Origin of the sequence: Serratia sp. S4 (genome assembly GCF_000347995.1) — a bacterium.
In the GTDB taxonomy this organism is placed as follows: domain Bacteria; phylum Pseudomonadota; class Gammaproteobacteria; order Enterobacterales; family Enterobacteriaceae; genus Serratia; species Serratia quinivorans.
The window spans coordinates 4,668,618-4,689,002 of record NZ_KB661120.1; the positions used below are offsets into that span (position 1 = coordinate 4,668,618).

Below are 20,385 nucleotides of genomic sequence, written 5' to 3' on the forward strand. Positions count from 1 at the left end.
TTTGTTTTTTCCCGGGGCGCAGGCCATAAAAAAGGTCGCCGAAGCGACCTTTACTGTTCACCGCTGCGGGATTATTTCACCACGCGCAGTGCCGGGCGGCCACCACGTGGTGGCGGTGGCGGCTCGTCGTCTGGATCGTTACCTTCATCCAGATCGGGGCGATCGCCATCAATCACCGACATCAGGCTTTCCGAAGGGATCGTCTCATTGTCCAAACCTTCAAACGTGCCTTCCGCTTCATAAGCGGCTTCCGGTTCGAACATGGTGCCTGCACCGTTCTCACGGGCATAAATCGCCAGCACCGCTGCCATTGGCACCGAGACTTCACGCGGTACACCACCGAAACGTGCGTTGAAATGCACTTCGTCGTTGCCTAACTCCAGGTTGCCCACAGCACGCGGCGCGATGTTCAGAACGATCTGACCATCACGGGCGAATTCCATAGGCACCAGAACGTCAGGGCGCGTCACATCCACCACCAGGTGCGGAGTCAACTGATTGTCCAACAGCCAGTCATAGAAAGCTCGCAGCAGATACGGACGGCGCGGAGTCATCTGAGACATATCCATAACGCTTAGCCCCGAGTCTGCAGGCGCATTTCGCGCTCGGCTTCGGTCAGGGAGGCCAGGAAGGCGTCACGCTCGAACACGCGAGTCATGTAGCCTTTCAGCTCTTTGGAACCGGCACCGCTCAGTTCAATGCCCAACTGCGGCAAACGCCACAGCAGCGGCGCCAGGTAGCAATCCACCAGGCTGAACTCTTCGCTCATGAAGTACGGGGTCTGACCAAAGATAGGGGCAATCGCCAGCAGTTCTTCGCGCAGTTGACGGCGAGCTGATTCAGCTTCCTGACCGTTGCTCTGCTCGATTTTGTACATCAGCGAATACCAGTTTTTCTCGATACGCAGCATCATCAGGCGGCTCTCACCACGAGCAACCGGGTAGACCGGCATCAATGGTGGGTGCGGGAAACGCTCATCGAGGTATTCCATGATGATACGGGATTCATACAGGGTCAGTTCGCGATCGACCAGGGTAGGCACCGTCTGGTACGGGTTGAGGTCAATCAGATCCTGCGGCAGGTTATCCAACTCAACCTGCTCAATCTCAACGCTGACACCTTTCTCCGCCAGTACGATACGTACTTGATGGCTAAAAATGTCGGTCGGGCCAGAGAACAGCGTCATTACCGAACGTTTGTTGGCAGCGACAGCCATGAAAACCTCCAAGTTATCTAGAAAATACTGCGAATAGCCAACTGACAGGCTGCTATCCTGAATGATCTTGACCGCAGGCCAGCAACTTGCAGCGAAACCTTAGGTCATAAAAACGGCCTCGGAGGTAGACTGATAACTGCTGCATGGCGAACAGGCGCAAAAGTGGATGATAGTTTACCAGATTTTGCTTGTTTTGTGGGGGCTGTGCGGTGATTTCGTATTGAATTGTCTGATATACCAAAGATTTTAGTAGCGACAAGTTGATTTTCAGGCATAAAAAAACCCGGTGAAGCACCGGGTTTTTGGCGTAAATTCCACTGCCGAGGCAGTAAAAAATTAACGCTTGGAGAACTGCGGACGACGACGTGCTTTACGCAGGCCGACTTTCTTACGTTCAACCTGACGGGCGTCACGAGTAACGAAGCCAGCTTTACGCAATTCACCGCGCAGAGTCTCGTCGTACTCCATCAGTGCACGGGTGATACCGTGACGGATAGCGCCAGCCTGACCAGAGATACCACCACCTTTAACGGTGATGTACAGGTCAAACTTACCAACCATGTCGGTCAGTTCCAACGGTTGACGAACTACCATGCGGGCAGTTTCGCGACCGAAGTACTGTTCCAGACTACGCTGGTTAATTACGATGTTACCACTGCCCGGCTTGATGAAAACGCGAGCGGCGGAGCTTTTGCGGCGACCAGTGCCGTAGTATTGATTTTCAGCCATTGCCTATAATCCCGATTAGATGTCAAGAACTTGCGGTTGCTGTGCCGCGTGAGTGTGCTCGGTGCCCGCGTAAACTTTCAGTTTACGGAACATTGCACGACCCAACGGACCCTTTGGCAGCATGCCTTTAACCGCGATTTCAATCACACGCTCTGGGTTGCGGGCAATCATCTCTTCAAAGGTCGCTTGCTTGATACCACCGACGTAGCCGGTGTGACGGTAATACACTTTGTCTGTACGCTTGTTGCCGGTTACAGCAACTTTTTCTGCGTTCAGAACGATGATGTAGTCACCGGTATCAACGTGCGGGGTGTATTCCGCTTTATGCTTGCCGCGCAGACGACGAGCCAGTTCAGTAGCGAGACGGCCTAAAGTTTTACCATCTGCATCAACAACGTACCAGTCGCGTTTTACGCTCTCTGGTTTAGCTGTAAAAGTTTTCATTAGAAAGCTTACCCAATAATTAGTTACACGTTGGTGAACACCCAAACGCTCGAAAACAGTTGAGGCTCACACGACCATACAAGTCCAGCAAACCTACCCCTTCGAATAGCCATTGCCGGCACTAAAAAGTTTTTGGGAAAAAAACTTTGTTGTAACGTGGGGTCGCAAGATTATAGAGAAGTCGCTCACAAAGATCGAACGCTTTTTGAATAGAAACGCAATTAAACGCCAATGGCAGAAAACCGGGGACGCCAGTGGCCTGGGTCCCCCTGGACGTCACGGCAGATGCGGCAACTTCAGATACTCTTCGCTCTGCATTTCTTGCAGCCGCGACAGACAACGCTGGTACTCGAACTTCAACCGCTCACCCTGGTAAATATCGAACATCGACGCTTCGGCAGCGATCACCAGTTTGACGTGACGTTCGTAAAATTCATCGACCAATGCCAGGAAGCGGCGCGCGGTATTTTCCTTCAGCGGCCCCATCACCCGCACATTATACAGGATCACGCTGTGGTACAGGCGCGACAGCGCAATATAGTCCAACTGGCTACGCGCCTCTTCGCACAACGTGTGAAAATCGACCGCCAGCACGCCGTCTACCGCGTTGATCGCCTGCAACGGCCGATGATTGATCTGTAATACCGGCGCCGCCTCTCCTGGCTTGCCGGCCAGTTTCACAAACATCCGGTCCATGGTCAGCCGGGTCTGTTCATCAAGCGGCGTCAGGTACAAATGCGCCTGAGTCAAGGTACGCAGGCGATAATCAATGCCGGCGTCAACGTTCATCACGTCACAGAATTCGTTAATCAGATCGATCGCCGGCAGGAAACGCGCCCGCTGCAGGCCGTTGCGGTATAAATCGTTCGGCGGGATATTGGAGGTCGCCACCAGCGTAATGCCACGGGCAAACAGCGCCTGCAACAACGTTGCCAACAACATGGCGTCGGTAATATCGGAAACAAAGAACTCGTCGAAACACAGCACATCGGTCTGTGCCTTGAAACCATCCGCGATGATTTCAAGTGGGTTTTCCTGCCCCTGCAGTTCGGTCAGCTCTTCGTGCACCCGCAGCATAAAACGGTGAAAATGCAGCCGCAGCTTGCGCTCCCCCGGCAGGCTATGGAAGAACATGTCCATTAGCCAGGTTTTGCCGCGTCCCACGCCGCCCCACATATATAAGCCCTGGACCGGACGCTGCTGAGTCGTTTCACTGCTCTTGCCCAGCCAACGATTCAGTTTGCCGCGCAGGCCCGCGGCCGGCGCACTGACAGCCGGCGTCTGCTGCAATAATGCCTGATAGATATGATCCAGTTGAGTCACGGCCTCCATCTGGACTTCATCGGCCTGGTATTCTCCCGCAGCAAGCAGCCGCTGGTAGCGTGATAACGGTGATTGTGCCTGCATCTGTTCGATGTTCCTTCACAACGCTTAGAAATTATTTAGCCCATTTTCGCGGCAACTTTGGGTGGCTTCGCGCCCTTATCGCTACAAATACCCGCTCAGGGCGGCGCTGAAAACCCTGAAGAAATCAGGTCATGGCTCATCAGGATTCCACTCGGACAAGGTTAACGGTTATAGTGGATATTATTAAGTGAAAAATCCCTGCGGAACAACGAAGTCAAAATAGGAGTCATCATGACCTGGGAGTATGCGCTGATTGGTTTGGTGGTCGGTATCGTCATTGGTGCGGTAGCGATGCGTTTTGGTAACCGTAAATTACGTCAACAACAAGTTTTGCAGAACGAGTTGGACAAGAGCAAAACCGATCTTGAAGAGTATCGCCAGGAGCTGGTCGGCCACTTTGCCCGCAGCGCTGAGCTGCTGGACAATATGGCACGCGACTATCGCCAGCTGTATCAGCACATGGCGAAAAGCTCCAACAACCTGCTGCCGGACCTGCCAATGCAGGAAAACCCGTTCCGCTATCGCCTGACCGAAGCCGAAGCGGATAACGATCAGACGCCGGTAGAGATGCCGCGCGATTACTCAGAAGGCGCATCAGGCCTGCTGCGTGGCGAACGTCCGCGCCGCGACTAAACGCTGTTCTTCGCCCGTGGGCCAGTTCCACGGGCTTTTGCTCCCCCATGCTTTTTCTTCCCCACGCCGAGCTATCCTTAAAGCTGGCACCTGAGTGAACTTTTCACGCAAATTCACGGTCTTACCCTTCACTATGGTAGTGCTGCTGCATTATCATCACCCTTTCACCGGCAGGTATTGAGAGAGTTATAATCAATGAATAAAAAGTCGTTAATTCTTAGTGCATTGGCAATGAGTATTGGCCTCACACTGACCTCCGTACCGGTAGCCAACGCGGCGATGCCTGTCGCCGTGCAGGGGCAGCAGTTGCCAAGCCTGGCGCCGATGTTGGAAAAAGTATTGCCCGCTGTCGTCAGCGTGCATGTGGAAGGCACCCAGGTGCAGCGCCAGCAGGTACCGGAAGAGCTCAAACGCTTCTTCGGCCCCGGCGGCCCTGGGCAGCAGCAAAGCTCACGCCCGTTTGAAGGCTTGGGTTCTGGTGTGATCATCGACGCCGCCAAAGGCTATGTGCTGACCAATAACCACGTGATCAACAATGCCGACAAAATCAGCGTACAGTTGAATGACGGGCGTGAAGTGGATGCCAAGTTGCTGGGACGTGACGAACAGTCCGACATTGCCCTGCTGCAGCTCAGCGATTTGAAAAACCTGACCGCGATAAAAATGGCGGACTCCGATCAACTGCGGGTCGGCGACTTCGCCGTGGCCGTTGGCAACCCATTCGGCCTCGGCCAGACGGCGACTTCCGGTATTATCTCTGCACTGGGTCGTAGCGGTCTGAACCTGGAAGGGTTGGAAAACTTCATTCAGACCGATGCTTCCATCAACCGCGGTAACTCCGGTGGCGCACTGGTTAACCTCAATGGTGAGTTAATCGGCATCAACACCGCCATTTTGGCGCCAAGCGGCGGCAACGTGGGTATCGGCTTTGCCATTCCGAGCAACATGGCGCAGAACCTCAGCCAGCAGTTGATTGAATTTGGCGAAGTGAAACGCGGCCTGCTGGGCATTAAAGGCAGTGAAATGACCGCCGATATGGCCAAAGCCTTTAATACAGATACCCAGCGTGGCGCCTTCGTCAGTGAAGTCCTGCCGAAATCTGCCGCTGCCAAGGCCGGCATCAAAGCCGGTGACATTCTGGTCTCTGTTGATGGCAAGCCCGTCAGCAGCTTTGCCGAACTGCGTGCCAAGGTCGGTACCACAGCTCCTGGCAAAACTATCAAGGTTGGCTTGCTGCGCGACGGCAAGCCGCAGGAAGTTTCCGTCACCCTGGATAACAGTGAAGGCGCCTCCACCAACGCCGAAACGCTTTCTCCGGCTTTGCAGGGCGTGTCACTGAGCAACGGCGCCATTCCAAGTGGTGACAAAGGCGTGAAGATCGATAGAGTCGATAAAGGCTCTGTAGCCGCGCAGATCGGGTTGCAGAAAGACGATGTGATCATTGGCGTCAACCGTCAGCGCGTTGAAAACATCACGACCTTACGCAAGGTGCTGGAAGCCAAGCCACCGGTGATGGCACTGAACATCGTACGCGGCGGCGAAACCATTTATCTGCTGTTGCGTTAATCGGTAATTTGTTTAAAAACCGGGCCCGGTGACATACTGCGCCCGGTATTCTCATGCTATCCTCCGTGTATCTTTCATCTCACGTACTAAAACTCCATGTTTGCTAAGCTCTTGCGTTCCGTCGTTATTGGTTTAATCGTTGCCGGCCTGCTGCTGGCTGCTCTGCCCGTGCTACGTTCTTCCAATACCCTGTTCGCAGAAAAACATGAAAGTACCCGTGATGAAACGCCGGTCAGTTACAACAAGGCGGTGCGCCGCGCCGCACCTGCCGTGGTAAATATCTACAACCGCAATATGAATGGTGCCGCCAACGTACTGTCTTTGGGTTCTGGCGTGATCATGAACGATCGCGGTTATATCCTGACCAATCGGCACGTAATCAAAGATGCGCAGCAAATCACCGTTGTATTGCAGGATGGCCGCCGCTACGAAGCGTTGCTGGTCGGCTCTGACAGCCTGACCGATCTGGCAGTGCTGAAAATAGATCCGGGCAACCTGCCGGTGATCCCGATAAACACGGCTCGCACCGCGCACGTAGGTGACGTAGTACTGGCGATCGGCAACCCCTTCAATCTCGGTCAGACCGTCACTCAGGGGATCCTCAGCGCTACCGGCCGCATCAGTATGAGCACCACCGGTCGCCAGACCTTCCTGCAGACCGATGCCTCGATTAACCGCGGCAACTCGGGCGGTGCGCTGGTCAACTCGCTGGGCGAGCTAATCGGCATCAATACCCTGACCTACGATAAAATCACCGATGGGGAAACGCCGGAAGGTTTGGGCTTCGCCATTCCTATCGAGCTGGCCACCAAGATTATGGACAAACTGATCCGTGACGGCCGCGTCATCCGCGGTTATTTCGGTATTCAGGGTAAAGAGATTATTCCCCTGCGCTCGTCCAATTCCGGCATCGATCGCCTGCAGGGCATTATCGTGACAGAAATTACGCCGAATGGGCCGGCAGGCAACGCCGGCTTCCATATCAACGACGTGATCATCAACGTCGACAACAAACCGGCGATTTCGGTGCTGGAGACCATGGACCAGGTGGCGGAGATCCGCCCAGGCACTGAAATTCCGGTGATTGTGTTGCGCGAAGGCAAACGCATCACCTTGAAGATGACCGTGGGCGAATTCCCGGAAGACACCAATTAAAAAGGGCCCGGCAAAGCCGAGCCCTCAAGACTGCATTTTCGCCGGGGCATCACCCCGGCATCCAACAGATTACTCGCCTTTCACACGCTCGATATTTGCACCCAGCGCACGCAGCTTGTCTTCAATACGCTCATAGCCACGGTCAATGTGATAGATACGATCGACAACGGTCACGCCGTCGGCGATGCAGCCGGCAATCACCAGGCTGGCTGAAGCGCGCAAATCGGTCGCCATAACCTGAGCACCGGACAGTTGCTCAACGCCGTGACAAATCACGGTGTTGCTCTCGATCTCAGCATGTGCACCCATACGGATCAATTCAGGCACGTGCATAAAGCGGTTTTCAAAGATGGTCTCGGTGATCACGCCGGTGCCTTCCGCAACCAGGTTCAGCAAGCTGAACTGAGCCTGCATATCGGTTGGGAACCCCGGGTGCGGCGCGGTGCGAATGGTCACCGCTTTCGGACGTTTGCCGTGCATGTCCAGACTGATCCAGTCTTCACCTACTTCGATATCCGCACCGGCTTCACGCAGTTTGGCCAGCACCGCATCCAGCGTATCCGGACGGGTATCACGGCACATCACTTTGCCACCGGAAACCGCGGCAGCGATCAGGAAGGTGCCGGTTTCGATACGGTCCGGCAGAACGCGATAAACGCCGCCACCCAGGCGCTCAACGCCCTCGATGGTGATGCGGTCACTGCCGGCACCGGTGATTTTCGCACCCAGCGTATTAAGGAAGTTGGCGGTATCGACAATTTCCGGCTCACGTGCGGCGTTCTCAATCACGGTGGTGCCCGTCGCCAGTGTGGCGGCGCTCATGATGGTCACGGTAGCGCCAACGCTCACCTTGTCCATAACGATGTGTGCACCCTTCAGGCGGCCGTCAACGGAAGCTTTTACGTAACCCTCTTCCAGTTTGATCTCTGCACCCAGCTGTTCCAGACCCGTAATATGCAGATCAACCGGACGAGCGCCGATCGCACAACCACCCGGCAGGGAAACCTGACCACGACCAAAACGAGCGACCAGCGGCCCCAGTGCCCAGATAGAAGCACGCATGGTTTTCACCAGGTCATACGGCGCGCAGAATTCGTTCACGCCGCTGGCATCAACGAATACGGAACCGTTACGCTCAATCTTGGTGCCTAACTGGTTGAGTAGCTTAATGGTGGTATCGATGTCCTTCAGCTTCGGGACATTCTGCAGCTCGACCGGCTCTTCCGCTAATAATGCGGCGAACAGGATCGGCAGGGCAGCATTTTTGGCCCCGGAAATAGCAACTTCACCGCTTAGGCGGGTCCGGCCCTGCACACGAAATTTATCCATTTGACTACTCTCTATTATCTAAACTGACGCTGCCCGCCCCGCTGGGCAAACAGCCTTAAAATCCGTTGAGTTTGCGGTCTCGCTGCCACTCTTCTGGGGTGTACGCCTTGATCGACAAGGCATGAATTCGGTTGTCCGCAATGTATTCCATCAGCGGTGCATACACCGCCTGTTGTTTCTTGACGCGGCTCATGGCGGCAAACAGCTCGCCGACCACGATCACCTGAAAATGGCTACCGTCACCGGTAACATGTGCTTCATCCAGTGCCAATGCTCGCATCAGCACGTCTTTAATCTCGTTATTTTCCATAGTATCCAGTTCTGCATCAAAAGGATCATAATCAGCCTGACATCTTAGTGGAATCAGACGTTTTCTTAAACTAAAGAAAAAGCCCCTGTGTAACAGGGGCTTTCTGAGGCGAAACCGTCTTTAACCAGCCGAAAGTAGGGCTAACCAGCGGTATCGACAGGCATTATTGCTTGCAGGTTGTACAGGGTGATCAAGGTTTTCAGGCGATCGCTGGCACCAGAAATTTTTAATTCCACGCCGTGCTGACGCTGCTGTTCACGCAGATGTACCAGCAATGCCAGCCCGGAAGAGTCCACACGCTGCAATTGCGTAACGTCGAGGACAGTTATATCCGCCAGCAACGTTTCCCGCTGTTCCCACAGCGGCAACAGAGTTTCCCGATCCAGTTCACCGCGCAGGATCAGAGTCTGCTGCTGCGATTCAACGCTGAGTGCGGTCATCAGTTTTTCTGATCCAGCGTGATTGGACGCTGCGCCGCCGCCTGCAGTTGTTTGGTCAGGCCGTCAATCCCTTGGGTACGCAAGGTAGATGCCCACTCGTTTTGCTTGGTGGTAATCATGCTGACGCCTTCGGCGATCATGTCATACGCCTGCCAGTAACCGGTCTTGCTGTTTTTGCGCCACTGGAAGTCCAGACGCACCGGCGGGCGACCGCCCTGGTCAATGATGGTCACGCGGATGGCGACGATATCGGCATTATCCAACGGCTTTTCAGGTTCAATCTGGTAAGTCTGGCCGTGGTACATCGCCAACGCCTGGCCGTAGGCCTGTTCCAGGTAGGCCTGGAATGCGGTGAAGTAAGCTTCACGCTGCGCCGGGGTCGCTTCTTTGTAATAACGGCCCAGTACCAGCGCACCGGCGTATTTAACCTGTACAAAAGGCATCAACTCCTGATGCACTACGGAACGCAGGTAGTTGGGATCCTGCTTGATTTTCGGCTGCTCGGTTTTCAGACGGTTAAAGGTCTTTTGAGCCGCGTCCTGCATCAGGCTGTAAGGATTGGTTTGATCGACCGCGTTCGCCAGCGGCGCAACCACCAGCAGGGCAACCATAAGTAAACGTTTAAACATGCAGGCTTCCTCTCTTAATGAATGGGGGCAGCGGGTTGCGGCGCAGTACCGGCAGCCGGGCTGGCAGCCGCGTCTCCCGCTTTATCTGCGTTATCCTGGCCGCCGCTCTTATACAAGAACTGGCCGATCAGATCTTCCAGAACCATGGCTGATTTGGTGTCTTGAATGGTACCACCGTCCTTCAGGATGGTAGTACCCATATCCGGGTCTTCAAAACCGACGTTCAGTGCCAGATATTGCTCCCCCAGCAGGCCGGAGGTGCGGATCGCCAGTGAGCTGGTATCCGGTATCTGGTTGAATTTATCCTGGATATCCAGGGCAACGCGCGGCGTATAAGTTTTAGGATCGAGAGAGATATTGGCCACCCGGCCAATCACCACGCCGCCGATTTTCACCGGTGAACGTGCTTTCAGACCACCGATATTATCGAAGGTCGCGTAAATACGGTATGTAGGTTCGTTACCGATCGACTTAATGTTTGCCACTTGCAGGCACAAAAACACGACGGCGCACAGCGCAATCAGCATAAATGCCCCAACCCAGATTTCACTCTTCTTCGTTTGCATCGAATCAATTCCCAAACATCAGTGCTGTCAGCACGAAATCCAATCCCAACACCGCCAGTGACGAATGTACCACGGTACGGGTCGTTGCCCGGCTAATCCCTTCAGAGGTCGGTACTGCATCATACCCGTTGAAGATGGCAATCCAGGTCACGGTAATGGCAAATACCACGCTCTTGAGCAGGCAGTTGAGCAAGTCTTTTTTCCACTCTACGGCGCCCTGCATCGCCGACCAGAAGAAGCCACCGTCAATGCCCTTCCAATCCACACCGACTATCGAACCGCCCCAGATACCAATTGCGACAAAGATCAGCGTCAACAACGGCATGCTGATCAAACCGGCCCAGAAGCGCGGTGCGACAATACGCCGCAGCGGGTCGACCGCCATCATTTCCAGGCTGGAGATTTGTTCGGTTGCCTTCATCAGGCCAATTTCGGCCGTCAGCGCGGAACCGGCACGACCGGCAAACAACAGTGCCGTCACCACCGGGCCCAGTTCACGTAACAGCGACAGCGCCACCATCATGCCCAAGCTGGCCTCGGCACTGTAGGTGGTCAGCACCAAATAGCCCTGTAGCCCCAGTACCATGCCGATAAACAACCCGGAAACCATGATAATCAGCAGTGATTGCACGCCTACACTGTGCATTTGCTTGAGCAGCAACGGCCACTGTTTGCGCGGCTCGGGCCGCCCGACCAGCGCGCCCCACAGCATCAATCCGGCGCGTCCAAAGCTGGCGCTGGTGTTGATGCCACGGCGTCCTAACGACGCTAACGCCTGTAATAACATCAGCTTATTTACTCCCTAAACCTAACAACTCGGCCTGATAATCGCCAGCCGGATAACGGAAAGGCACCGGCCCATCGGCAATACCATCCAGGAACTGGCGCACGCGTGCATCAGGATTGTTCTGTAATTCTTGCGCCGTGCCTTCGGCAATCACCCGATGATCGGCAACAATGTACGCGTAGTCGGCGATGCTCAGCACCTCAGGTACATCGTGCGAAACCACAATGCAGGTGATGCCCAGCGCGTGATTGAGCTCATCAATCAGCTTCACCAGCACGCCCATGGTGATCGGATCCTGACCGACGAAAGGCTCGTCGAACATGATCATCTCCGGGTCAAGCGCAATCGCCCGCGCCAGCGCCGCACGCCGCGCCATACCGCCGGACAACTCATTGGGCATCAGCTCAGCCGCGCCACGCAGTCCGACCGCCTCCAGTTTCATCATTACCGTACTGCGCAAAATAGGTTCCGGTAAGCGGCTGTGCTCACGCAGCGGATAAGCCACGTTTTCAAACACCGTCAGATCGGTGAACAGCGCTCCTGACTGGAACAGCATGCTCATTTTCTTACGTGCTTCATACAGCTGATGACGGGACAACGCGGGAATGTCGTCGCCATCAAACCAGATCTCACCGCTGTCCGGTGCCAACTGGCCGCCAATCAGACGCAGCAGCGTCGTTTTACCAATACCGGACGGCCCCATGATCGCCGTCACCTTGCCACGGGGAACCGTCAGGTTGATGTCTTCGAATATTAGTCGATCGCCGCGAGAGAAAGTCATGTCGCGAACTTCGACCAGATTCTCTGCCTTCTGGTGCATGTTAATGGATCCTTTGCGGCTTATTTTTGCCAAATCTACCCGCGATGTTAAAGCAACGGGCGCAATGCGTCTCATCTTTACAAAAACTTACCGGCATTTCGTTACCAATGGTGCCATAGGTTTTACTTTTACGCGCCACCCGGTCAAAATTGGCACCATAACGAAAAAAAACGAAAGTGTTCATATATTAGCCGGGAAATCCCGTTGCTGCGGCTTTTGCCTGCGCAACGGAGGGCAAAGCAAGATAGCCGAATTACGGCTTTTAACCAACGAACCGGGATAATTCCCAACAAAGGACCCTGCATGTTTCTCGCGATAGTTTTATTAATCGTTGGTTTATTTTTACTGGTGTATGGCGCAGACCGCTTGGTTTACGGTGCTGCGGTGATTTCTCGTTCACTTGGTGTGCCACCGCTGATTATCGGCATGACCATCGTCGGCATCGGCACTTCATTGCCGGAACTGTTTGTTTCGACCACCGCCGCGCTGAACGGGCAGATAGATATGGCGGTGGGAAACGTAATAGGTTCCAACATCACCAATATTCTATTGATCCTCGGCGTTGCCGCGCTGATCCACCCGCTGGCTGCACGTTCTGAAGTGTTGCGACGCGAACTGCCGCTGATGTTGGCGGTCACAGTATTGTGCGGTTTCGTGCTGATGGACGGCACGCTAAGTCGGCTGGATGGCGTGGTGCTGTTGGCCGCCGCCGCCGTCTTCATTCTGTTGATGTTAAAAATTGCCCGGCTGGCACAGCGTGAAGGCAACGACAGCCTGACCGTAGAACAAATGGCCGAACTGCCGCAGGACAGCAGCAACACCGTGGCGGTGCTGTGGCTGGTGCTGGCGTTTATCATTCTGCCGCTGTCTTCCAAAATGGTGGTCGATAACGCCACGGTGATCGCGCACTTTTTCGGTATGAGTGAACTGGTGGTCGGTCTGACCCTTATCGCTGTCGGCACCAGCCTGCCGGAGCTGGCGACCTCCATCGCCGGAGCACTAAAGGGTGAGGATGATATGGCGATTGGCAATATCATCGGCTCCAACATATTCAATACGGTGATAGTGCTGGGTGTCCCCGCCCTGCTGTCCCCTGGCAGTGTCGATGGCGCCGCCTTCCACCGCGATTACTGGGTGATGCTGGCGGTCAGCATTGTGCTCACCGCCTTGTGCGTTGGGCGTAAACATCGCATCGGTCATCTGGCAGGGGCTCTGTTATTATGTGGCTTTATTGCGTATCTTGCGGTGCTGTTTTTTAACCCTTTCAGTACTTTCGGCTAAACCGACGGGCGGGAATGAGTATGTCGAACATTCAGTTGCAACCAGGCTTTGATTTTCAGCAGGCAGGCAAAGAAGTGCTGCAGATTGAGCGTGACGGGCTGGCTCAGCTCGATCAATACATCAATGCAGACTTTACCCGCGCCTGCGAGTTGATCGCCGAATGCACGGGTAAAGTGGTGGTGATGGGCATGGGCAAATCCGGCCATATCGGCTGCAAGATTGCCGCCACCTTCGCCAGCACCGGTACGCCTTCGTTCTTTGTTCATCCTGCGGAAGCCAGCCACGGTGACCTGGGCATGGTGTCTGCGCAGGATATTGTGCTCGCCATCTCCAACTCCGGCGAGTCCAACGAAATCCAGGCGCTGATCCCGGTGTTGAAACGCCAGCAAATCCCGTTGATCTGCATGACCAACAATCCGGAAAGCTCGCTGGGCAAAGCGGCGGATATTCACCTGTGCATCAAGGTGCCACAGGAAGCCTGCCCGCTCGGCCTGGCACCAACCACCAGCACCACCGCCACCCTGGTGATGGGCGATGCGCTAGCCGTCGCCCTGCTGAAAGCCCGCGGTTTCACGCCGGAAGATTTTGCGTTGTCACACCCTGGTGGCGCTCTGGGCCGCCGACTGCTGCTGCGCGTGAGTGATATCATGCACAGCGGCGATGAAATTCCCCACGTCAGCGCCGATGCATCGCTACGCGACGCGCTGCTGGAAATCACCCGCAAAAATCTGGGTATGACGGTCATCTGTGACGATCTGATGAAAATCGCCGGTATCTTTACCGATGGTGACCTGCGCCGGATTTTTGATATGGGTATCAATCTCAACGAGGCCAGGATCGTCGATGTTATGACGCTCGGTGGCGTGCGAGTGCGTCCGAACCTGCTGGCGGTTGACGCGCTGAACCTGATGCAGCAACGTCATATCACCTCAGTGCTGGTTGCCGATGGCGACCAGTTGCTGGGTGTGGTACATATGCATGACATGCTGCGCGCCGGCGTCGTTTAATTATGGAAGAGAACTCAATGAGTCTGGTTGAAACCTGCTACGGGCCTGTAGAACAAGACGTCATGGCGCGCGCCGGTAAAATCCGCCTGCTGATTTGTGATGTCGATGGCGTTCTGTCAGACGGCCTGATTTTCATGGGCAACAACGGTGAAGAACTAAAAGCGTTTAACGTGCGCGACGGTTACGGCATTCGCTGCCTGAAAACCTCGGATATTGAAGTGGCAATTATTACCGGCCGCTCCGCCAAGCTCCTGGAAGACCGCGCAAATACCCTCGGTATTACCCACCTTTATCAGGGGCAATCCGATAAGCTTTTGGCCTTCCGCGAACTGTTGGATACACTGTCGCTAACGGCAGATCAGGTAGCCTATATTGGCGACGACCTGATCGACTGGCCGGTGATGGCCCAGGTTGGCCTGGCAGTCGCGGTAGCAGATGCACATCCTCTGTTGCTGCCAAGAGCCCACTATATTACCCGCATTGCCGGCGGCCGCGGTGCGGTGCGCGAGCTGTGTGACATTATTCTTTTGGCTCAGAACAAGCTGGAGGACGCCAAAGGGCTGTCGATATGAGTAAAACCAAACTTTGGATCACCATCTTGCTGGCGGTGATCGCATTGGCGCTGATTGGCTGGAACATGACTGATGTCAATGATGATGCCATGCCGGGACCGGCTAACAGTAAGGACCCGACTTATCAGAGCCAGCACACGGTCACCATAGTGTACAATCCGACCGGCAAGCTGAGCTATAAGCTGGTGGCGGAAGACGTAAAGTACTATGAGGCCGACGAATTAAGCTGGTTTACCCAGCCGGTGATGACGCTGTTTGATGAAAACGCGGTGGCCACCTGGTCAGTTCGCGCCGATCGCGCCAAACTGACTAAAGACCGGATGCTGTATCTTTACGGCCATGTCGAGGTGAACAGCCTGACCACCACCTCACAGCTGGAAAAAATTAAAACAGACAATGCTCAGGTGAACCTGGTGACCCAGGATGTGGCTTCGGATGACGAAGTGACGCTCTATGGGACGAACTTCACCTCTAACGGCATGAAAATGCGTGGGAACCTGCGGGCCAAAACCGCTGAGCTGATTGATAAGGTTAAGACCAACTATGAAATTCAGAACCAACAAACCAAGCCGTAATTTGTTGATCGGCAGCTTGATTTTGGCCGCCAGCGCACCCGCCTGGGCGCTGAAATCCGACTCCAGCCAACCGGTAAGCATCGACTCACTGAAACAGTCTCTGGATATGCAGAGCAACGTCAGCACCTTTACCGATAACGTGGTGATCAAGCAAGGCACTATCGATATCAAGGCAGACAAGGTTGTGGTGACCCGCCCAGGCGGCGATCAGAACAAAACCTATATCGAAGCCTTTGGCAATCCGGTGACCTTCTATCAGATGCAAGACAGCGGCAAGCCGGTGAAAGGCCACGCGCAGAAGGTTCGTTACGATGTGGCGTCGCAGTTGGTGACCCTGACCGGGAACGCCTATCTGGAACAGCTCGACAGCAACGTAAAAGGCGATCGCATCACCTATCTGGTGCAACAGCAGCAAATGCAGGCGTTTAGCGACAAAGGCAAACGCGTGACTACGGTTCTGGTACCGTCGCAGTTGCAAGACAAAAACGGGCAAAAGAAGAGTAACTAATCACTTATGGCTACACTCATCGCAGAAAACCTGGCGAAAGCCTACAAGGGCCGCAAAGTTGTTGAAGACGTCAGCCTGAAAGTGAAATCCGGCGAGATCGTCGGCCTGCTGGGGCCAAACGGCGCCGGCAAGACCACCACCTTCTACATGGTGGTGGGTATCGTTCAGCGTGATGCCGGGCGTATCGTGATTGACGAAGAAGACATCAGCCTGCTGCCGCTGCACGCCCGTGCGCGCCGTGGCATCGGTTATTTGCCGCAGGAAGCCTCCATTTTCCGCCGCCTCAGCGTGTATGACAACCTGATGGCCGTGCTGGAGATCCGTGAAGATCTCAGCAGCGAGCAGCGAGCAGACCGTGCGGTAGAGCTGATGGAAGAATTCCATATCTCCCACCTGCGCGACAACCTGGGCCAGGCGCTGTCCGGTGGTGAACGCCGCCGCGTCGAGATCGCCCGTGCGCTGGCGGCGAATCCGAAATTCATCCTGCTGGATGAACCGTTCGCCGGGGTTGACCCGATTTCCGTTATCGACATTAAAAAAATTATCGAGCACTTGCGTGACAGCGGCCTGGGCGTGCTGATCACCGACCATAACGTGCGCGAAACGCTGGACGTGTGTGAACGCGCCTATATCGTCAGCCAGGGCAAACTGATTGCCCACGGCACGCCGGATGCTATTCTGACCGATGAGCAGGTGAAACGCGTTTATCTGGGCGAAGAATTCCGCCTCTGAGTGCCAGCGCGTCCTGATGGACGACTGTTAACGGAAGTAGACTGAAGATTATGAAGCAAGGTTTGCAACTCAGGTTTAGCCAACAACTGGCCATGACCCCCCAGCTCCAGCAGGCTATCCGCCTGCTGCAGTTGTCCACGCTTGAGCTCCAGCAGGAGATACAGCTGGCGTTAGAGAGCAACCCATTGCTTGAACAGAGCGACCTGCACGAAGAAGTCGACGCCAAAGAAACTGTCGAAACCGAAGGTTTGGATACCCGCGAGGCGTTGGAACAAAAGGACATGCCCGAAGAGCTGCCGCTCGACGCCACCTGGGACGAAATCTACACCGCCGGTACACCGTCCGGTACCCGCACCGATTACAGTGACGATGAGCTACCGGTTTATCAGGGCGAGACCACCCAGACCCTGCAGGATTACCTGATGTGGCAAGTGGATCTGACGCCGTTTTCTGACACCGATGCCGCTATTGCCACCTCAATCGTCGACGCCGTTGACGACACCGGCTATCTCACCGTGCCGCTGGAAGACATTCTGGAGAGCCTGGGTGACGAGAATGTGACAATGGACGAAGTCGAAGCGGTATTGAAGCGCGTACAGCGTTTTGATCCGGTTGGCGTCGCCGCACGCGACCTGCGCGATTGTCTGCTGGTTCAGCTTTCCCAGTACGCTAAAGACACGCCCTATTTGGCTGAGGCACGCCTGATCATCAGCGAGCATCTGGACCTGCTGGCTAACCACGACTTTCGCAGCCTGATGCGAACAACGCGCTCAAAAGAAGATACACTGAAAGAAGCGATGTTGCTGATCCAGTCATTGGATCCCCGTCCGGGTCAGTCGATCAACACCGGCGAATCCGAGTATGTGATCCCGGACGTGCTGGTGCGCAAAGTGCAGGATGTCTGGACGGTCGAGCTCAATAGCGACAGCATTCCACGCTTGAAGATCAACCAGCAGTACGCCGCGATGGGCAATAGCGCACGTAACGACAGTGACGGGCAGTACATCCGCAGCAATTTGCAGGAAGCGAAATGGCTGATCAAAAGTCTGGAAAGCCGAAACGACACTCTGCTGAAAGTTTCGCGCTGCATCGTCGAGCAGCAACAGGCGTTCTTTGAACAGGGTGCAGAATTTATGAAGCCCATGGTGCTGGCAGATATTGCCCAGGCCGTGGAGATGCATGAATCGACAATTTCACGCGTGACCACGCAGAAGTTTTTGCACAGTCCGCGCGGCATTTTCGAATTGAAATATTTCTTCTCCAGCCATGTGAATACCGACAGCGGGGGCGAAGCCTCCTCTACGGCGATCCGGGCAGTGGTCAAGAAAATGATCGCGGCGGAAAACCCCGCCAAACCGCTCAGCGACAGCAAGCTGGCCACCCTGCTTTCCGACCAGGGGATCATCGTGGCGCGGCGTACCGTCGCCAAGTACCGAGAGTCTTTGTCCATCCCGCCGTCCAACCAACGTAAACAGTTGGTTTGACCTCTATTGAGAAGGAAGACATTATGCAGCTCAACATTACCGGACACCACATCGAAATCACCGAACCTTTGCGCGAGTTCGTGAACACCAAGTTCGCCAAACTCGAACAGTATTTTGATCGCATAAATCAGGTGTATGTCGTACTTAGTGTGGAAAAAGTGCAGCAGATTGCGGAAGCGACGGTGCACGTGAATGGAGGCGAGTTGCACGCCACCTCGGAAGACGAGAACATGTATGCTGCAATTGATAGCCTGATCGACAAACTGGCGCGTCAATTGAACAAACATAAAGACAAACTGAAACAACACTGACATTCTGGGCCGTTTCCGTCAGCGGGTACGGCTCAAACGTAGCCTCGGCCATCGGCGCGTTACCTGTATGGGTATCGCGCCGATAAGCCATCAAGGGTTAAACAAGGCGAAAAATCACCTCACAAGCCTCCTGCTTGCTGGTGTGGTTTTAAGTGAAGATGAGATGAACAACGAAACAATGCAATTAAGCTCGGTGTTAAACATCGAGTGCACCAGAAGCTCCGTCCATTGCACCAGCAAGAAACGGGCTTTGGAAATTATCAGCGAACTGGCCGCAAAACAGCTCAACCTGTCATCACAGGTAGTGTTTGACGCGGTTCTCACCCGCGAGCGCATGGGCAGTACCGGTATCGGCAATGGTATCGCTATTCCCCACGGCAAACTGGAAGAGGACACACTGCGGGCCGTTGGCGTGTTTATCCGTCTCGACCAACCTATCGCCTTTGACGCCATTGATAACCAGCCGGTCGATCTGCTGTTTGCCTTACTGGTACCAGCCGACCAATGTAAAACCCATTTGCATACTCTGTCGCTGGTCGCCAAGCGCCTGGCCGACAAAACCGTATGCCGCCGCCTGCGTGCGGCGCAAAGTGACGAAGAACTTTACCAAATCATCACCGAGTAACGCCCGGCTGGCGTGACTTCCAGCCCGGATAACGATACTGTTTAGCCACGATGGATCCCGGTTCGGACAGGGATCCTAAAGTTTCTAACGGTGGCGATAAACGCCACTGAGATGCCAGGGGGAGTTGCCACATGGTGCTGATGATTGTCAGCGGCCGTTCCGGTTCAGGGAAATCCGTCGCCTTACGGGCGCTGGAAGACATGGGTTTTTACTGCGTTGATAACCTGCCCGTGGTACTGCTGCCGCAGCTTGCCAATACGTTGGCGGAACGCAATAGCTCCGCTGCGGTAAGCATCGACGTACGTAACATGCCGGAATCGCCGGAAGTGTTTGAATATGCGATGACTCAACTGCCGGACAGCTTTTCGCCGCAGTTGCTGTTCCTCGATGCCGACCGTAATACGCTGATTCGCCGCTACAGTGATACTCGCCGTCTGCACCCGCTATCGAGCAAGAACCTGTCGCTGGAAAGCGCCATCGATGAAGAGAGCGACCTGCTTGAGCCACTGCGCTCCAGGGCCGATCTGATCATCGATACCTCAGAAATGTCAGTGCATGAACTGGCCGAAATGCTGCGTACCCGCCTGTTGGGCAAACGCGAGCGCGAACTGACCATGGTGTTCGAATCCTTTGGTTTCAAGCACGGTATTCCAATCGACGCCGATTATGTGTTCGACGTGCGCTTCCTGCCTAACCCGCACTGGGATCCAAAATTGCGCCCAATGACCGGTCTGGATAAACCCGTCGCCTCGTTCCTCGACCGCCACACCGAGGTGCACAACTTTATCTACCAGACCCGTAGCTATCTCGAACAGTGGTTGCCAATGCTGGAAACCAACAACCGCAGCTACCTGACGGTCGCCATTGGTTGTACCGGCGGTAAGCACCGTTCAGTCTACGTGGCAGAACAGCTGGCCGACTACTTCCGCTCACGCGGCAAAAACGTGCAGTCGCGCCACCGCACGCTGGAAAAACGCAAACAATGACGGTCAAACAAACGGTTGAAATCAAAAACAAGCTGGGGATGCACGCGCGCCCGGCGATGAAGCTGTTTGAGCTGGTGCAGAGCTTTGATGCCGAAGTGATGCTACGCAACGACAGTGGCACCGAGGCCGAAGCCAGCAGCGTGATTGCGCTGCTGATGCTGGACTCCGCACAGGGGCGTCATATCGAAGTGGAAGCCACCGGCCCGGATGAAGCCAAGGCACTGGCGGCGGTGATCGAACTGATCAATTCCGGTTTTGACGAAGACTAAAGAG

The 20,385-nt window shown here is 54.9% G+C and carries 27 protein-coding genes; 15 read left to right on the forward strand and 12 right to left on the reverse strand.

What is annotated here, in order from left to right; translation table 11 throughout:
- Positions 1–71: 71 nt before the first annotated feature.
- From sspB to zapE, 5 genes are all read right to left on the reverse strand, one after another.
- The gene (gene sspB / locus SERS4_RS0122470; protein WP_026142550.1) at positions 72–569 is read right to left on the reverse strand and encodes a ClpXP protease specificity-enhancing factor; all 498 of its coding nucleotides are present in this window, start codon (positions 567–569) and stop codon (positions 72–74) included.
- Between the two features lie 5 nt (positions 570–574).
- Positions 575–1,216: a stringent starvation protein SspA gene (gene sspA, locus SERS4_RS0122475; RefSeq protein WP_012147043.1), complete on the reverse strand. Its 642-nt coding sequence runs from the start codon at positions 1,214–1,216 to the stop codon at positions 575–577.
- Between the two features lie 336 nt (positions 1,217–1,552).
- A complete protein-coding gene (gene rpsI / locus SERS4_RS0122480; RefSeq protein WP_012147044.1) occupies positions 1,553–1,945 on the reverse strand; it encodes a 30S ribosomal protein S9 in 393 nt (130 codons plus the stop codon).
- 15 nt (positions 1,946–1,960) lie between these two features.
- Positions 1,961–2,389 (reverse strand): 50S ribosomal protein L13, encoded by a 429-nt coding sequence (rplM, locus tag SERS4_RS0122485; protein ID WP_012147045.1) that lies wholly within the window; start codon positions 2,387–2,389, stop codon positions 1,961–1,963.
- A gap of 276 nt (positions 2,390–2,665) precedes the next feature.
- The gene (gene zapE / locus SERS4_RS0122490) at positions 2,666–3,796 is read right to left on the reverse strand and encodes a cell division protein ZapE (RefSeq protein ID WP_017894135.1); all 1,131 of its coding nucleotides are present in this window, start codon (positions 3,794–3,796) and stop codon (positions 2,666–2,668) included.
- A 231-nt stretch (positions 3,797–4,027) separates the two neighbouring features.
- On the opposite strand from zapE, the gene zapG reads away from it, so the two are divergent.
- The 3 genes from zapG to degS all read left to right on the forward strand — a co-directional run bounded on the left by zapG (position 4,028) and on the right by degS (position 7,150).
- Entirely contained in the window at positions 4,028–4,429 is a 402-nt protein-coding gene (zapG, locus tag SERS4_RS0122495; protein WP_012147047.1) for a Z-ring associated protein ZapG, read from the forward strand.
- Between the two features lie 195 nt (positions 4,430–4,624).
- Positions 4,625–5,995 carry a serine endoprotease DegQ gene (degQ, locus tag SERS4_RS0122500; protein ID WP_026142551.1) on the forward strand — a complete coding sequence of 457 codons (1,371 nt, stop codon included), beginning with the start codon at positions 4,625–4,627 and terminating at the stop codon, positions 5,993–5,995.
- Between the two features lie 96 nt (positions 5,996–6,091).
- Positions 6,092–7,150 carry an outer membrane-stress sensor serine endopeptidase DegS gene (gene degS / locus SERS4_RS0122505; RefSeq protein WP_017894137.1) on the forward strand — a complete coding sequence of 353 codons (1,059 nt, stop codon included), beginning with the start codon at positions 6,092–6,094 and terminating at the stop codon, positions 7,148–7,150.
- Between the two features lie 69 nt (positions 7,151–7,219).
- Here the strand turns inward: degS and murA are convergent, their stop codons facing one another.
- From murA to mlaF, 7 genes are all read right to left on the reverse strand, one after another.
- Positions 7,220–8,479: a UDP-N-acetylglucosamine 1-carboxyvinyltransferase gene (murA, locus tag SERS4_RS0122510; RefSeq protein ID WP_012147050.1), complete on the reverse strand. Its 1,260-nt coding sequence runs from the start codon at positions 8,477–8,479 to the stop codon at positions 7,220–7,222.
- A 55-nt stretch (positions 8,480–8,534) separates the two neighbouring features.
- Entirely contained in the window at positions 8,535–8,789 is a 255-nt protein-coding gene (gene ibaG, locus SERS4_RS0122515; RefSeq protein ID WP_017894138.1) for a BolA family iron metabolism protein IbaG, read from the reverse strand.
- A gap of 140 nt (positions 8,790–8,929) precedes the next feature.
- Positions 8,930–9,229 carry a lipid asymmetry maintenance protein MlaB gene (mlaB, locus tag SERS4_RS0122520; RefSeq protein WP_017894139.1) on the reverse strand — a complete coding sequence of 100 codons (300 nt, stop codon included), beginning with the start codon at positions 9,227–9,229 and terminating at the stop codon, positions 8,930–8,932.
- Positions 9,229–9,858, reverse strand: coding sequence for a phospholipid-binding protein MlaC (gene mlaC, locus SERS4_RS0122525; protein WP_012147053.1), 630 nt, complete (start codon positions 9,856–9,858; stop codon positions 9,229–9,231). The genes mlaB and mlaC overlap by 1 nt, the downstream gene beginning before the upstream one ends.
- Before the next feature lie 14 nt (positions 9,859–9,872).
- Positions 9,873–10,424, reverse strand: a complete 552-nt coding sequence (gene mlaD, locus SERS4_RS0122530; RefSeq protein WP_012147054.1) for an outer membrane lipid asymmetry maintenance protein MlaD — start codon at positions 10,422–10,424, stop codon at positions 9,873–9,875.
- Between the two features lie 4 nt (positions 10,425–10,428).
- On the reverse strand, positions 10,429–11,211 hold the full coding sequence (mlaE, locus tag SERS4_RS0122535) for a lipid asymmetry maintenance ABC transporter permease subunit MlaE (RefSeq protein ID WP_012147055.1): 783 nt from the start codon (positions 11,209–11,211) through the stop codon (positions 10,429–10,431).
- Positions 11,212–11,215: 4 nt separating this feature from the next.
- On the reverse strand, positions 11,216–12,031 hold the full coding sequence (gene mlaF / locus SERS4_RS0122540; protein ID WP_012147056.1) for a phospholipid ABC transporter ATP-binding protein MlaF: 816 nt from the start codon (positions 12,029–12,031) through the stop codon (positions 11,216–11,218).
- Positions 12,032–12,035: 4 nt separating this feature from the next.
- Here mlaF and SERS4_RS27100 point away from each other — a divergent pair, with 4 nt between their 5' ends.
- From SERS4_RS27100 to npr, 12 genes are all read left to right on the forward strand, one after another.
- A complete protein-coding gene (locus SERS4_RS27100) occupies positions 12,036–12,314 on the forward strand; it encodes a hypothetical protein (protein ID WP_156779312.1) in 279 nt (92 codons plus the stop codon).
- 20 nt (positions 12,315–12,334) lie between these two features.
- Positions 12,335–13,312, forward strand: coding sequence for a calcium/sodium antiporter (locus SERS4_RS0122550; protein WP_017894142.1), 978 nt, complete (start codon positions 12,335–12,337; stop codon positions 13,310–13,312).
- A 20-nt stretch (positions 13,313–13,332) separates the two neighbouring features.
- The gene (kdsD, locus tag SERS4_RS0122555; RefSeq protein ID WP_017894143.1) at positions 13,333–14,319 is read left to right on the forward strand and encodes an arabinose-5-phosphate isomerase KdsD; all 987 of its coding nucleotides are present in this window, start codon (positions 13,333–13,335) and stop codon (positions 14,317–14,319) included.
- Between the two features lie 17 nt (positions 14,320–14,336).
- Positions 14,337–14,891 carry a 3-deoxy-manno-octulosonate-8-phosphatase KdsC gene (kdsC, locus tag SERS4_RS0122560; protein WP_017894144.1) on the forward strand — a complete coding sequence of 185 codons (555 nt, stop codon included), beginning with the start codon at positions 14,337–14,339 and terminating at the stop codon, positions 14,889–14,891.
- Positions 14,888–15,466 (forward strand): LPS export ABC transporter periplasmic protein LptC, encoded by a 579-nt coding sequence (lptC, locus tag SERS4_RS0122565; RefSeq protein ID WP_012147060.1) that lies wholly within the window; start codon positions 14,888–14,890, stop codon positions 15,464–15,466. The genes kdsC and lptC overlap by 4 nt, the downstream gene beginning before the upstream one ends.
- Positions 15,435–15,974: a lipopolysaccharide ABC transporter substrate-binding protein LptA gene (gene lptA / locus SERS4_RS0122570; protein ID WP_012147061.1), complete on the forward strand. Its 540-nt coding sequence runs from the start codon at positions 15,435–15,437 to the stop codon at positions 15,972–15,974. The genes lptC and lptA overlap by 32 nt, the downstream gene beginning before the upstream one ends.
- A 6-nt stretch (positions 15,975–15,980) precedes the next feature.
- The gene (gene lptB, locus SERS4_RS0122575) at positions 15,981–16,706 is read left to right on the forward strand and encodes an LPS export ABC transporter ATP-binding protein (RefSeq protein WP_017894145.1); all 726 of its coding nucleotides are present in this window, start codon (positions 15,981–15,983) and stop codon (positions 16,704–16,706) included.
- Between the two features lie 50 nt (positions 16,707–16,756).
- A complete protein-coding gene (gene rpoN / locus SERS4_RS0122580) occupies positions 16,757–18,190 on the forward strand; it encodes an RNA polymerase factor sigma-54 (protein ID WP_017894146.1) in 1,434 nt (477 codons plus the stop codon).
- Positions 18,191–18,213: 23 nt separating this feature from the next.
- On the forward strand, positions 18,214–18,501 hold the full coding sequence (gene hpf / locus SERS4_RS0122585; RefSeq protein WP_012147063.1) for a ribosome hibernation promoting factor: 288 nt from the start codon (positions 18,214–18,216) through the stop codon (positions 18,499–18,501).
- A 163-nt stretch (positions 18,502–18,664) separates the two neighbouring features.
- The gene (ptsN, locus tag SERS4_RS0122590; protein ID WP_012147064.1) at positions 18,665–19,126 is read left to right on the forward strand and encodes a PTS IIA-like nitrogen regulatory protein PtsN; all 462 of its coding nucleotides are present in this window, start codon (positions 18,665–18,667) and stop codon (positions 19,124–19,126) included.
- Between the two features lie 131 nt (positions 19,127–19,257).
- Entirely contained in the window at positions 19,258–20,112 is an 855-nt protein-coding gene (rapZ, locus tag SERS4_RS0122595; protein ID WP_012147065.1) for an RNase adapter RapZ, read from the forward strand.
- On the forward strand, positions 20,109–20,381 hold the full coding sequence (gene npr, locus SERS4_RS0122600) for a PTS phosphocarrier protein NPr (RefSeq protein WP_012147066.1): 273 nt from the start codon (positions 20,109–20,111) through the stop codon (positions 20,379–20,381). The genes rapZ and npr overlap by 4 nt, the downstream gene beginning before the upstream one ends.
- Positions 20,382–20,385: the final 4 nt, after the last annotated feature.